The organism is Agarivorans sp. B2Z047, assembly GCF_023373605.1.
Lineage (GTDB): Bacteria > Pseudomonadota > Gammaproteobacteria > Enterobacterales > Celerinatantimonadaceae > Agarivorans > Agarivorans albus.
Map to the genome: position 1 here is coordinate 4,104,272 of NZ_CP088080.1, position 13,275 is coordinate 4,117,546.

10 protein-coding genes are annotated in these 13,275 nt (G+C 43.9%); 3 read left to right on the forward strand and 7 right to left on the reverse strand.

What is annotated here, in order from left to right:
• Positions 1-149 precede the first annotated feature (149 nt).
• A complete protein-coding gene (locus LQZ07_RS18805; protein ID WP_152781980.1) occupies positions 150-878 on the forward strand; it encodes a hypothetical protein in 729 nt (242 codons plus the stop codon).
• Between the two features lie 54 nt (positions 879-932).
• Here the strand turns inward: LQZ07_RS18805 and LQZ07_RS18810 are convergent, their stop codons facing one another.
• Positions 933-1,697, reverse strand: a complete 765-nt coding sequence (locus LQZ07_RS18810) for an exodeoxyribonuclease III (RefSeq protein ID WP_152781982.1) — start codon at positions 1,695-1,697, stop codon at positions 933-935.
• Positions 1,698-2,020: 323 nt separating this feature from the next.
• On the opposite strand from LQZ07_RS18810, the gene LQZ07_RS18815 reads away from it, so the two are divergent.
• Positions 2,021-3,595, forward strand: coding sequence for a BCCT family transporter (locus LQZ07_RS18815; RefSeq protein ID WP_016402966.1), 1,575 nt, complete (start codon positions 2,021-2,023; stop codon positions 3,593-3,595).
• Positions 3,596-3,650: 55 nt separating this feature from the next.
• Here the strand turns inward: LQZ07_RS18815 and LQZ07_RS18820 are convergent, their stop codons facing one another.
• The 3 genes from LQZ07_RS18820 to LQZ07_RS18830 form a co-directional block, all read right to left on the reverse strand.
• A complete protein-coding gene (locus LQZ07_RS18820) occupies positions 3,651-4,367 on the reverse strand; it encodes a 3'-5' exonuclease (RefSeq protein ID WP_152781984.1) in 717 nt (238 codons plus the stop codon).
• Positions 4,367-6,253, reverse strand: a complete 1,887-nt coding sequence (locus tag LQZ07_RS18825; RefSeq protein WP_152781986.1) for a DUF294 nucleotidyltransferase-like domain-containing protein — start codon at positions 6,251-6,253, stop codon at positions 4,367-4,369. The genes LQZ07_RS18820 and LQZ07_RS18825 overlap by 1 nt, the downstream gene beginning before the upstream one ends.
• Before the next feature lie 329 nt (positions 6,254-6,582).
• A complete protein-coding gene (locus LQZ07_RS18830; protein WP_152781988.1) occupies positions 6,583-7,884 on the reverse strand; it encodes an anaerobic C4-dicarboxylate transporter in 1,302 nt (433 codons plus the stop codon).
• A gap of 313 nt (positions 7,885-8,197) precedes the next feature.
• Between LQZ07_RS18830 and LQZ07_RS18835 the strand changes: the two genes are divergently transcribed.
• A complete protein-coding gene (locus tag LQZ07_RS18835; RefSeq protein ID WP_194164115.1) occupies positions 8,198-8,617 on the forward strand; it encodes a GNAT family N-acetyltransferase in 420 nt (139 codons plus the stop codon).
• A 17-nt stretch (positions 8,618-8,634) separates the two neighbouring features.
• Here the strand turns inward: LQZ07_RS18835 and LQZ07_RS18840 are convergent, their stop codons facing one another.
• The 3 genes from LQZ07_RS18840 to LQZ07_RS18850 all read right to left on the reverse strand — a co-directional run bounded on the left by LQZ07_RS18840 (position 8,635) and on the right by LQZ07_RS18850 (position 12,521).
• Positions 8,635-11,298 carry a family 14 glycosylhydrolase gene (locus tag LQZ07_RS18840; RefSeq protein WP_152781992.1) on the reverse strand — a complete coding sequence of 888 codons (2,664 nt, stop codon included), beginning with the start codon at positions 11,296-11,298 and terminating at the stop codon, positions 8,635-8,637.
• Positions 11,299-11,494: 196 nt separating this feature from the next.
• The gene (locus tag LQZ07_RS18845) at positions 11,495-11,965 is read right to left on the reverse strand and encodes an isoprenylcysteine carboxylmethyltransferase family protein (protein WP_249483261.1); all 471 of its coding nucleotides are present in this window, start codon (positions 11,963-11,965) and stop codon (positions 11,495-11,497) included.
• 13 nt (positions 11,966-11,978) lie between these two features.
• Positions 11,979-12,521: a hypothetical protein gene (locus LQZ07_RS18850; RefSeq protein WP_152781994.1), complete on the reverse strand. Its 543-nt coding sequence runs from the start codon at positions 12,519-12,521 to the stop codon at positions 11,979-11,981.
• Between the last annotated feature and the right edge of the window lie 754 nt (positions 12,522-13,275).

Sequence of the window (13,275 nt, forward strand, 5' to 3'; positions counted from 1 at the left end):
TAAGCCACAAACGCTGCCCGAAGGCTTAGGCTTAGGCTTAGGCTTAGGCTAAAACAGTAACACTCGCCTAGTTTTGATTTACAAATGCAAGTTAAGCGGTGGCTATCCGTGTATAAAACCTAGCTAACAATGAAATTGGAGAACAAGTAATGGCAATGATTGCTGGCAAAACTCGCCTTATAGCAACAATGGCTTTGAGCTCATTATTGTTAGCATGTGTACCTACCATTCAAACCGTTTACCTCACACCACAAGTGCAAGGGACGGTCATGTTATTTTCCCCAGGTGAGAGCGCTAACTTTAGCCCTTTAAGCGGTATTGCTGCTTACTACCCTTCTGCACCGGAAGCGGCGACACAATCCAATCAGCAAGGTGAATTTCTATTGGAGGCAAGCAGTACAGTGGAAGCCAGTTTATTGATGCCAGGACACTCATTAAATTACTACCCAGTAACAGTACAAGCCGAAACATTTAGTTATACAGTGTTAGCGCAAGCCTCAACTAAGATGCTAGATCTAGAAACTGTTAAGCTAAGCAGTGTAGTTGTTAGCGATGAACTCGACGGTAAACAGCTGTTGGCTGATTCTGGCCCAAACGCACTTAAGTACTGTAATCTGAATTCTGTTAAACAGCTGCGCAGAGAGCAAGCTGTTCATCAACTGCTCAAACAATACTATCCAGCGACAGAGCAACTTGAACAGCCCGTGCTTAGCTATATCAAAGACCAACAGCAACAAACCTTAATGTGGTTAGAATACGTAAAGCGCTCATGCAATTGGGAGGATGAAGACGGCTACCCTCGCTACCGTGATATGAAAGACGCCCGCGAGTACTTTGCTGAACTAGAAACAAGCTTGCTCAACCAAAGCGCCAAGTAAAAACAAAAAACGCTGCTTATAGTAAGCAGCGTTTTTATTTAGTTCGGGGGAAAATTAAAGCGCAACATCTACTTGCACAGGGCAATGATCAGAGCCCATAACATCATTCAAAATGTCAGCATCACTAACTTGAGCTGCAAAGGCTTCACTCACCAAGAAGTAATCAATTCTCCAGCCAATGTTTCGGCCACGAGCGCCAGCTCGGTAACTCCACCAGCTGTATTTAACCTCATCCTGTTTCTTTAAGCGGAAGGTATCAACAAAACCAGCGGCGGTTAAATTATCAATGCCGTCAATTTCTGCCTGCATATAGCCAGCGCTTTTGTTGTAGTTAGGTTTTGGACGAGCCAAATCAATATCTTTATGGGCTACGTTTAAGTCGCCACATACCAACACCGGTTTGCGAGCCTCTAAAGCTTTTAGATAAGCGAGGAAATCGGCGTCCCATTGCTGGCGGTAATCAAGACGTTTTAACTCACTACCAGAGTTAGGGGTATATACGGTGACCAAAATAAACTCGGCGTATTCGGCCGCAATTACCCGCCCCTCTTGGTCGTGCTCCTCAATACCCATGTCATATTCAACATTTAGCGGCTTCTCTTTAGTTAAAATGGCAGTACCTGAGTAACCTTTTTTAACCGCCGAGTTGCTGTAAATATGGTATCCCTCTAGCTCACTTAGGGCTTCAAGCACTTGATCATCTTGTGCTTTGGTTTCTTGTAAACACAGCACATCGGTTTGCATTGATTCTAGCGAAGCCATGAAGTCTTTCTTCATCACTGCTCTAATGCCATTTACGTTCCACGATACTAAACGCATTCGCCCTTCCTTAAGAGAGTAAAGTGTAATATTCAAGCCCAAGCCTTGCTCAGGCTGAAGCAAATTAGTGCTTCATTGTAGAGGCTAAAACCAAGGAAAAACACCCTTAAACACTAGGGGCTAAGATTAATACTCAAATACCAAACTGATAGAATCCTGCTTGATTCCTCTCATCTAAATGAAACTTTCATCAATTACTTGTTAACTTACACCTACACTAAGCTAATAGAAGGGCTTACTTTGAGTTAGTTTCTGAAAATTAATGCTTATTAAGGTACAGTAGGCATACAAAATCGCATGGACGTTGTGCTAAATGAGGATGAATGACTACCAACAAAGATAAATACAGTATTGATAATACCGATTACACTGTCGGACAAGATAATGTTCAAAAATGGGGCTTTGATGTACATAACCCAGTTTTTGGCATAAGCGCGTCTTTAATCGGTGTGTTCCTAATAGCCATACTGCTGGTTGATCCAGACGTATCAAAAGCCGCATTAGATGGAATAAAGTGGCAAATTATCGGCGCATTTGATGGCTTATTCATGTGGTCAGCCAACATATTTGTGCTGTTCTGCTTAGCAATGGTGGTATCCCCCTTCGGCAAAATACGCCTAGGAGGTGAAAACGCCAAAACCGATTACTCAATGATGTCGTGGATAGCCATGCTATTTGCCGCAGGCATGGGCATTGGACTTATGTTTTGGGGCGTAGCTGAGCCTGTTGCTTACTTTACAGGCTGGTACGAAACACCACTAAATGTTACTGCCAATACGCCAGAAGCAGCTAAATTAGCGCTTGGCGCCACCATGTTCCACTGGGGCTTACACCCTTGGGCCATTTACGGTGTGGTGTCTCTATCACTAGCCTTTTTTGCCTTTAACAAAGGCCTACCGTTATCTATGCGCTCGGTGTTTTACCCAATTTTGGGTGATCGCACTTGGGGTTGGCCTGGACACGTTGTAGATATTCTTGCAGTACTTGCCACGCTGTTTGGCCTAGCAACCTCTTTAGGTTTAGGCGCGCAACAAGCCGCCAGTGGTTTCCACCATGTATTTGGTGCAGATAACGGCTTACTGCTACAAATAGGCATCATTTTCTTGGTGACACTATTAGCGGTGGTATCGGTAGTTCGTGGTATTGACGGCGGCGTGAAAGTTATTAGTAACGTAAACATGTTGCTAGCGGCAGCCTTGGTAGTATTTGTTGCCTTAGTCACCTTTGCGGTTTCTATGGGCACAGTGCCAACCACCGTTATGGGCTACATCGAAAACATTATTCCACTAAGTAACCCTGTTGGTCGTGAAGACTCAGCATGGATGCACGGCTGGACAGTGTTCTACTGGGCTTGGTGGATTTCTTGGTCACCATTTGTAGGCATGTTCATTGCGCGTATTTCACGTGGCCGTACTATCCGTGAGTTTATCATTGCCGTGCTAATCGTACCTACGGTAGTAACCACTCTATGGATGTCGGTATTTGGTGGCGTTGCGATTGATCAAATCGTCAACAAAGTGGGAACCTTAGGCGCCGACGGCTTAACCGAAGTGCCTTTAGCTATGTTCCAAATGTTTGATGCCTTGCCAATGGGCAGCATCTTATCTTTACTAGCGATCGTTTTAGTATTGGTATTCTTTGTAACCTCTTCAGACTCTGGTTCATTGGTTATCGATAGCATTACCTCTGGCGGTAAAGTGGATGCTCCGGTTCCTCAGCGCGTATTCTGGGCGACCATTGAAGGCGCAATTGCTGCCGCGCTGGTTTGGGTTGGCGGCACCGAAGCTATTCAAGCATTACAGGCGGGCGCCATTTCTACGGCCTTGCCATTCACCATCATATTGCTGGTGATGTGTGTAAGCTTGTTAATGGGTCTACGTACCGAAAAACGCAGTTAAGACTTTCTAAGCCTTAACAACTAAAAGCCGAGTAAGCCTACGCTACTCGGCTTTTTTACAACCACAGTTTGTTGATGGGGGTATCGGGACTAAAGTGATAATGGATCTGCGCTTGCAGCAATTCGGCGGTGGCAATGGCGTCGGTAAGTGCATCATGCGGCGGGTAAACCGGCAAATTATAACGACTACGAGTATTAGCCAGCCGAATAGATGTGGGTTTCGGTTTTCTTAGCAAATCTATGAGCTTTTTAGGTTGAGCGGCTAACATGTCGGCTTCAATTTGCATGGTATCCACCAACGGGAAAATAATACCTTCATTAATCAAGCTGCGTAGCGTGTGATGCAAAAAATCTCGTTCAATTCTGCGATAGTGTACAACCACTACCTTACCTGCCAGCTCATCTAGTAGCTGCTCTAAAATCCGCAGCAAACTGGGCGCGCCCTTTAAATCAGAATGGGTAATGCCGTGAATCACAATAGAGTCTTCTTTTAGTTTATCCTCTGGGGTAACAAACCAATGTTTTGCTTCTCTACAGGCAATTCGTTGCAGCGTAAATGGCACCAAACCAATGCTAATAATGCTGTTTTTCTTTGCATCTAAACCGGTGGTTTCAAAATCTAAAGCAACAAACTCAATGTCTTTGAGTTTGGTATCAGCATGATAAGTGCTGGCGTTATAAAAGCTGCTCAAACGCTTATCTTTGCTCTCTAAGGCTTTAATCTTAAAGAAGGCTTTCCAATTAAGAATTTCTTGCTGATTAAGGTTCGGCATTAGCTGTTCTGCATACTGTTAGCGGTGTAACGAAACTTGAGAAAGTTTTGCGCGCTGCTTAATACCAAAAAGGCATCTTTAAGATTTCGCCTCTCAAAGTCAGACATGTTTTCCGGCTCAATATTATTATCAGGTTCTTGGTTGGCTTCTATGTCCAAGGCTTGGTGGCGAATCCGCACTAAAGAAATAAACTCCATCGCATGTTGTAAGTCTTTACCTTTTGAAGGCGGCAAAATTCCCGCCTCAATAATGTCTTCTAAGCGGTCAAAAGAGTTCTGAGACTGCGAGCCAATAGCCAAACCATGTACCCGTATAAGATCCGCCAGCGGCGCTGTACCGCGTCGTTTTAGGTTAATTGAGTTTTTATGGCGGCCATCTTTTTCCATCACAAAATCTTTAAAAAAGCCCAAGGGTGGCGTGCGATTTAAGGCGTTTCTGGCTAAGCAGGCCAGAAAACGGTTGTTCTTTTTGGCCTTGCGAAGAATAAAGGCATTTAGCTGCTCAGCCCATTTGGGTCTGCCATATACGCCGTTAAGGTCAAAGAAAATAGAACAGTTAAGCAATGCTTGCGGGTTAGGATTATCAATCCAATCGGCGAAACATTCTTCCCATTGGCTTTGCGTTTTGCGGTACTCCGGATTTGTTGCCATTATGTCGCCGCTGCAATAGGTATAACCGCAAGCAGCCAAACCATCACATACGTAGCGCGCAAGCTCTTCAAAATACTTCCCGTGCTCCACTTCTACATATTGGTTATCTAGAATAATCGCGTTGTCTTGGTCGGTCACAATCAGCTGTTCATCTCTCGCCATCGAACCTAAAGCCAAAAAGCAATAAGGTACGGGCGGAGGTCCTAGCTTTTCTTCCGCTAATTCCAATAAGCGCTGCTTAAAGCTGCGGCCAATTTCCGACATGGCTCGCCCCACCATGTGTGAATTGGCATCTTCGTTAATCATCCTTACAAAACAATCTTTAAGTTGATGCGATAGCAGCACTAAATCATCGATACTGTTTTGCTGAAAAATACTGCTCACAATCAACAAGCTATTTTGCGACTCGTAACGAATAATATCGCTAACTTCAATTAAACCAATTGGTTGTTTGTTCTTTAAAATAGGCAGGTGATGCACGTTGTAACGCAACATCAGCAACATGGCTTCGAATATATAAGCATTGTGATCTAAAGAAATAAGCTCGGTAGACATTACCTCAACGACCTGAGTCTCTACATCTAAACCTTGGGCAATGACTTTGGCGCAAAGATCACGCTGAGTAATAATGCCAACAAAGCTTTCACCACCCTCGTCAGACAAATTGGGGTCATTAATCAAGGCGGCTGAAACATTCTCTTCAGACATCATTTTGGCTACATCTTGAATTGAGGTAGTCGACGCTAACATCACCGGTTCGCTACTAAGAATAGTTTTAACCTTTGATGTGGTTAAGGAGTTGGCGTCATCACTGTTATCTTCAACCGCTTGTTGTAAACGAATAGTACCTTCAACTTCCACAAAGTCGGCAAATACATCGTAACGCTCGCAGAACTCCTCAAAGATGTTTTCGGGAATACAATATAGCAGTGTGTCTTTAATCGCCTTGGCAGGGAAACGGACCTTGTTGTTGGTTAACAAGCCCATTTGTCCAAACACCCCGCCCTGATCTAAGCGGTTATATAACTCGCCGGTGCGGCGGTAAATTTCCACCACCCCGCTGCGTATCATAAAGAGATCATGAATGTTATCGCCAAACTCGATAATCATATTGCCTGCGCGGTAATAAGATATCTCAACACTTTTTGCGACTTCGATAATTGCTTCTTCGGGCAATTGGTCAAAGGGAGGGTATTGGCTAATAAAATTGCGAACTTCGAGTAGCTCTACGTCCATTAATCTCTCGGTGTAGAAGATAGTTTGAGTGGTTGGTGTCTAGTATATGGTATCTACCCGATAGTTGCAGTGCAGCAAAGTAATTCTGGGTAGCATTATTACTAAATATTCGCTATCGCACCACCGCCAAGCAAGATGGCAAAGCCTTGGTAACAAACGGATTTAAGAGTGTTGTGATTAGCTGGTTTCCCCCTCCCTCAGCAAGGCCTGTATTAAGCGCCATCCCGACAGTTTAAAGAGCATAAACCTTTATATTTTCAATAAGTAATTACCGAAACAACTTGCCATGGCGTTTTGCTGGAACAAGCAAAACGCCATAGCTTAAGCACTTATAAAATAATGCCGGCAAACACAAAGCCGAGTATCACCGAACTGGTAATAGTAGCGACACCTGGCACAAAGAAGGGATGGTTAAATACCCATTTCCCAATACGGGTAGAACCGGTGTCATCCATTTCTACGGCCGCTAATAAGGTTGGGTAAGTAGGCAATACAAACAGCGCACTTACTGCTGCAAACGAAGCAATGGCCGCTTCTGGACTAACACCTAACATAAAGGCCGAAGGCATTAAGGCTGCCGTGGTTGCCGCTTGTGAGTACAGCAACATACTGGCGAAAAATAGAATAAGCGCCAACATCCACGGATGATCTTCTAACAAACCACCCGACAAGGCTTTAATTTCATCTAAATGGCCTGATACAAAGGTATCGCCCAGCCACGCTACACCCAATACACAAATACAAGCACTCATGCCCGATTTAAAGGTTGCGGCATTAAGCACTTCACCAGTATCAATTTTACAAAACAGTGCAATGGCAGTGGCCGCAGTTAGCATAAACACCATGATTGCTTCGTTACGTGGCAAGCTTGGGTTTTCAATTAAACCAACCGCATCACTAATCGCCGTTGCGTAAAACACTACCGCTACAATAGCCACTAAAAATATAAGAACTGAGCGCTTAGCACTGGCCGGTAAAGCTTTACCTTGTTTATCTCGCTGACTCACTAAACCGTGGTCTAAACGTTCTTGATAGATTGGGTCATCTTTAAGCTCTTTACCCATAAACTGGGCAACAAAGGCTCCTACCATACAAGCTAAAAACGTGGCAGGAATACAAATAAGTAGCAGGCTAATATAGCCAACGCCTTTGTCTTCTAACATGCCGCTCATCAGTACCACAGCCGCCGAAATCGGCGATGCTGTAATGGCGATTTGCGAGGCAACAACTGCAATGCTTAAAGGGCGTGATGGGCGAATGCCCTGCTCTTTAGCCACTTCTGCAATTACTGGAAGGGTAGAAAATGCCGTATGCCCAGTACCGGCAAACAAGGTCATAATGTAGGTAACAATCGGCGCAAGAAAGGTAACTTGCTTAGGGTTACTTCGTAGTACCCGCTCCGCAATATTCACCAAATATTGCAAACCACCAGCTACTTGCATTGCAGCAATGGCTGCAATCACCGACATAATAATTAGGATCACTTCAATAGGAATAGTGCCGGGGCTCATACCCAAGCCAAGAGTAAGCACCAATACCCCTAAACCACCCGCAAAACCAATTCCAATGCCACCTAAGCGCGCACCTAAAAATATGGCTGCTAATACCACCAGCAACTCTATCGTGATCATAATTCCTCCCAAGCTCTAATTGCGACGCACTTTACGTGAAAGCCAACGCCAACAATAGATGATTAAATCAAACTAACGGCAAAAATCAGACAAATAAACCCAAAAATACAAAATTAGCAGAACTTAAACCCATTCAAAATGTAAGGGAAATATCATTTGTTTTTAACCTATATGCAGCATTTGTTAGTAAGACTAGCACTAATTATGTCTATGTATTGATTAAATTTTTGACAAAACAATGATAGAAATTTGCCATGAAAATCCTAACAGCGAACAAAGTAAACAACTGTTAAAAGCCCAAGCCGATTCCTTAATGAAATTAACTGGAAACAGCGCGGTTGAATGTTTTAATGAAAGTGAGTTCTTAGCTGAAGATGCAGTATTTCTATTAGTTAAACGTAAGGGTGTAGCCCTCGCCTGCGGTGGTTTTAGGTATCTACAACCAGGTATTTGTGAAATGAAGCGAATTTACTCGCATCAGGCTGGATTGGGTAAGGTCATTTTGCAAGCGCTAGAGCAGTACGCTGTAACCCTGGGTTATCAACAAATTAATTTAGCCACCCGTAACTCAAACACTCAAGCCATCCAGTTTTACGCTAAACACGGCTACCGAGCTATCTCGCCTTTTGGTGTTTATTGCCACCATCCTCATTATTTAAGTTTGGCTAAATCACTCGCCAATGCTGAGCAGACGCTAGGCATAAAAAAAGCGCAGCTTAGTCGCTGCGCTTAATCAATATTACTCACCTATCAGCTAATGCGGTTAATCAGCTTTCTTAGCTCACGCATTGGCGTTGGCTCATCATCAAAGAAGTTTTGCATTCTTAACAAGGTTAACCCATCGTAGCCAGGTGCGCGCGTTAACGCACGCGCCATTTGCTTCCAACCCTGCTCGCCATATAACTCACCGGCAAGTGCATTTTCACCCATCAGTGATACTTGGCATTCGTCTGCTGCATCGGCCATCCAGTCCACTAAATCAGCTGCACGCGAATAACCTTCATAGTCTTTGTTTATCATTTCTAAACAAGTGAAATGAATCGCGGCACGCGCTTGCTTGCCTTCTGGCAACAAGGCTTTAAGCAAACCTAAGTACTCTTGCTGGTTATTGCTGCTTAAGGTTGGGTGCACTGCAATTAAGCCAGCGGTAATCTCGGCAGCACGTGGCAGCTCGGGATCGCTTACAACCCAGTGAATCCCCGGAATTTTAATGCCAATAGGCACTTGGCCAAATGAATCATCGTCAAACACACTCAGTGCATTTTCAAAAATGCGTCGACCATGAGCAACCAAGGCTTTGTGATACCAGGTTAAAAACTCCCGCGCCCACGCATTATGGATGTAGCGCTTGTGGCTAAATAACCAATCTGCATCTGGAATTTCGGCTTGCTCGAAGCTTTCCCAAGTAAAACCGAAACTGCCATTAAGTGCTGCAATACTGTGATACTTCTCTTTTAAATAACGTAACCAGTCTTGTTTTGCTAAGCGGCTATAACACTGCAAGGTGCCACGGTTAGGATAATTGCCCCAATCGTGGGCGTTGTAACTTGGATAACGCAGCTCTCCTGCAGGGCCAAGGCTTACGTTGATTTCATCCATTAAGCCAGCTTGGTTAATGTAATGCTGTTTAAAGGCTTCCATAAAGCGCTGGTAATAAGGCATCACAAACTCATCGGCCCATAACGATACATACTCCATAGAAGCATCGCCGGTTTCCGATACATATTGCAGATCTTGCACCGAGTTAAGCTGATCGTTACTTTCCAGCAAACGGCCCCACAACCAAAGGGGAATGGCTTGCATAAAGTCATCGTTCACATTGCCACCCGCCTGGTGGAACGACAAAATAGGTACCCATTGCAAACCTAAACGCTTAAGCAGGCTTACTACGCGGTCGTAATAACTCCAGTCAAACTTGCCAGGTTTGTCTCCTTCAACCAAGCCCCACCAAATATCGGTAGAAATGGCGGTAACGCCAATACTACGAAGCTGGCGTAATTGCGCCTCAAACTGTTTCCAGTTTTCTTCATCCAGCAATTGCTTTTGGTTGGCCACTTTAAGATGCAAAGGCCCCATTACCCGGAACTGCTTTTTGCCCAATTGCTTAGTTTCGGCAATTTGATACTTAAACTTATTAAGTTGCGACAAACGCCCTTTAACAATGGCCTGCTCATTTAACTGAGACATATCGTTAAAGATCCAGCCTTCAAACCCGCTACCGTGTAATACCGAGTGATAAAGCTGATCCCAGCCAGGATGGCTAGCCAAGGCCTGTGGCTGAGAGTTTTGTACCAAGGCCGGTATTTTTAACTTACGCATTGCAGTAAGTAAGGCTTGATTAACGCGAGTTGCATGGCTTGATTCGGCGCCGCTGGCCACAATCAACAAACGACCGCCAGCTTGCACATGCCAATACTCTAGCTGAGCGATTTGGTAATCAAGCAATTGTGGGCGGTCTAACCACGGCTGCGGATTAATCCCGGTTAAACAACCCAGCCACGGATGATCGCTTGCGGTAAGCTCTGGCATAGGAATGGTTAAACACAACTGGCTGTGTGACCATGCATCGGTAAACTGCTGCTCAGCGACTGCCAACACATTACCCACATAAGCTTGCCAATTACTGGCATACCATGCATTAAACTCTTTAAAACAGGTATTGCTTGTTTTGTTCTTGTAACAACGGCTTAGCGTTTCGGCCAATTGTTCTTGCCAAGGTGTATCGCCATTTAGCTCCCACAAACTCAACCAAGCTTGTTGCGAGCCATATTGCTGTTGCATGTCTTCGGCTAAAGCAGCCAAGGCAGTTGGGCTAAAGCTTTGATAGATAGGTTGACCATCACGTTCCCCCCAAGGAATACATGCCTCACCATTAGGCCCTAAGCCCAGCAGCAAGGCATCACAACGCGGCGCAAACTCAGCCATGTGCTGTGCAAAACAGCCCATCCAGTGGCTAAACATTTCCACCAAACCAGCCTCAGCCCATAAACTTGGGCTTTGGGTATTGTCGCGACCATACTGGTTTACATACTTAATCGCATCGGCAGTTTGAGTTTTGGGTAATGCCGCCAGCATAGAGCCCCAAAACCAATCAGGAAGACGTTGTTCTGTGCCTTGCTGAGTATCGGAAGAAAAGAACAACTGGTATTGCAGCTTAAAGCCATGCGACACCAAATGCGCAGACAAGCGCTTAAGAGACGCCCAGCACTCTGCCTGATCTAATTGCTCGGCACTAAACGGTGCTATGTAGCGCCAATGCACTGGCACTACCAAAGCATCTACACCATTTTGGCGTAGATTACGAAGTTGTGGAGATAAGCTCTGAAGCTGAGCTTGATTACATGAAGCGGCATACTCAGCCAATGGTAAAGAACCCTTTACCCAAGCTTTGCGTGCTGAAATTGGATTAGCCATGTTTAGCTTACTCTAAAAAAACTGTGCTAGTTATCCCTAGTCCGCGTCTTAACAGCAAGGCTGCAAAGCTTTTCAGCTGAACAAAAGGAGATCGAGATCACATTACATATTGGCTGTAGTGTAGCCTAAGTGCTTAATTTACCAAATTGATCTGGCTTAAAAGTCACTCCGTAAAGTTAAAAAACCTGCACTTTTGCTAAAGCCAACGTCGAACATTGCGGCAATATTGCAGGTATTGTTCATTAAATTGCTGCGTAAGTAGCTTTTCTTCAGGCTTTATTTGTAAACGATTGATAAGCAGCACAAACACTACGCAACTTAATAAGCTTAACCCCGCCTGCAAATGCAAACACCAGGCCGTTAACAGTAGCAGCAAACTTAAATACATTGGATTACGGCTATAACGATAAAGCCCTTCCACGACTAAATGCTTACTGCGTTCCGGATGATGAGGATTGATAGTTGTGTGTTTTCGAGCAAAACCAATCAGGCTAGTTACTGCGATAAATGCCGCCAAAAACACCAAAGGCCACTGCAGCTTTACCAAGCCCAATGGCAGTATTAGCCAACTCCACTGCGTACTTAACTGCGCCAAGCCGTAAGCTATAGCTACACATAACAATAGCCAAAGGGGAGGTGGAACCAACAGTTCTAAGCGTTTAAGCACTAAGCCTCTCTAATTAGTTATCGGCGTTATCAGATTTTTCCACTTGCTGATAAATATAGTGCCCTCGGCCAGTAATTGCAGTATGAAATAGATTCTGGAAAGGAAACAAGCGCTTTTTAAGGTAATAAGTAAAACCTGCAAACAGTGCACTTAAGGCTACATTTATCAGCCCTTCTAGCTGAAAAATGTAAGGCAAGCTTTGATAGATTGAATAGCCTGAAAACACCATCAGCAGTAAATAGCCATTGGCAGCATTTTTGTAAATCATAAAGATAATTAACAAGGGAACTAAGGCCGGCATCAGTAAGGCCATTAACAACTGGGCACTCACTTGTTCTGCAGCCATAAGGCCAAACACCAATTTACTCAGCACCATAAACTGCAATACCGCCAACAAAAACGCTTTCTGCTTAGAATATTGCTGCAAAGTACCGGGCTCTGGAATAGACGCCAAGGCTTTAGTTACTTTTCGCAGATTCCACTGCTGCTGCTCTGCATGTTCGTAGACTTGTTGTTTGTTTAGCCCTTGAGCTAGTAATTGATCAACTTGTTTCATTGCACCTCCGTAAAGGCTCACTTTACCTTAGTAAGCAAATTAGCGACATCTTCAGGCGCACAAATAGCAATTAGCATAAGCAACAAAACAGATCAGATAATCAGCCAAAGATCCTTAGTATGAATGACCTACAGCTAAGCAAAATTTAGCGCTTTACTCTTGATTATCGCCAAACTTATTCACATAAGCGCAAGTTATTAACATTTAATCGTTCTACGCAACCAAATCATCTAGAAAATCGAAAAGCCTTAGATTGAGAAAAAACACAATATGCTATTGAGTTATGACCATTTTACAGTGCTTGTCTCTTCAACAAGCTGCTGTGATATCGATCAGCTTGCTTACGCTAACAGCATAAAAGTGACAATTATTGAACATTCCTGCGAAAAAACGCACTTAGACTAGTACAGCACTATCAGTAGCTTAGCTTACATATTTGCGATTTAGGTCAATATAGGCTTAGTTTTTTAGCCATTACATTCTTAAAACAAGGCTCATGAAACGTTCTATTTTTGTATTTATTTTAACTAACAGAAAAATGTCAACGCCACGAAACAAAGAAGCAGTAAAAAAGAATTTTTTACTAATTTTAGGTGACATTATTGACGCTAAAAGCCGATCCGCTGCAAGCCACTAACTTCACCGGGTAGAGAATTTTATCCACAGCTTTGTGCACTGTTTCTGTGGGAAAAGCTGTTTGGATTATTCTGCTTATTTCAGTGAAATATATTGCGCTGACGTATATAGGCAGTTG

Coding starts and splice junctions, on each gene's coding strand:
- LQZ07_RS18815 (WP_016402966.1), top strand. CDS start 2,021: ATGACTACCAACAAAGATAAATACAGTATTGATAATACCGATTACACT.
- LQZ07_RS18810 (WP_152781982.1), bottom strand. CDS start 1,697: ATGCGTTTAGTATCGTGGAACGTAAATGGCATTAGAGCAGTGATGAAG.
- LQZ07_RS18805 (WP_152781980.1), top strand. CDS start 150: ATGGCAATGATTGCTGGCAAAACTCGCCTTATAGCAACAATGGCTTTG.
- LQZ07_RS18825 (WP_152781986.1), bottom strand. CDS start 6,253: ATGGACGTAGAGCTACTCGAAGTTCGCAATTTTATTAGCCAATACCCT.
- LQZ07_RS18835 (WP_194164115.1), top strand. CDS start 8,198: ATGAAATTAACTGGAAACAGCGCGGTTGAATGTTTTAATGAAAGTGAG.
- LQZ07_RS18840 (WP_152781992.1), bottom strand. CDS start 11,298: ATGGCTAATCCAATTTCAGCACGCAAAGCTTGGGTAAAGGGTTCTTTA.
- LQZ07_RS18850 (WP_152781994.1), bottom strand. CDS start 12,521: ATGAAACAAGTTGATCAATTACTAGCTCAAGGGCTAAACAAACAACAA.
- LQZ07_RS18820 (WP_152781984.1), bottom strand. CDS start 4,367: ATGCCGAACCTTAATCAGCAAGAAATTCTTAATTGGAAAGCCTTCTTT.
- LQZ07_RS18830 (WP_152781988.1), bottom strand. CDS start 7,884: ATGATCACGATAGAGTTGCTGGTGGTATTAGCAGCCATATTTTTAGGT.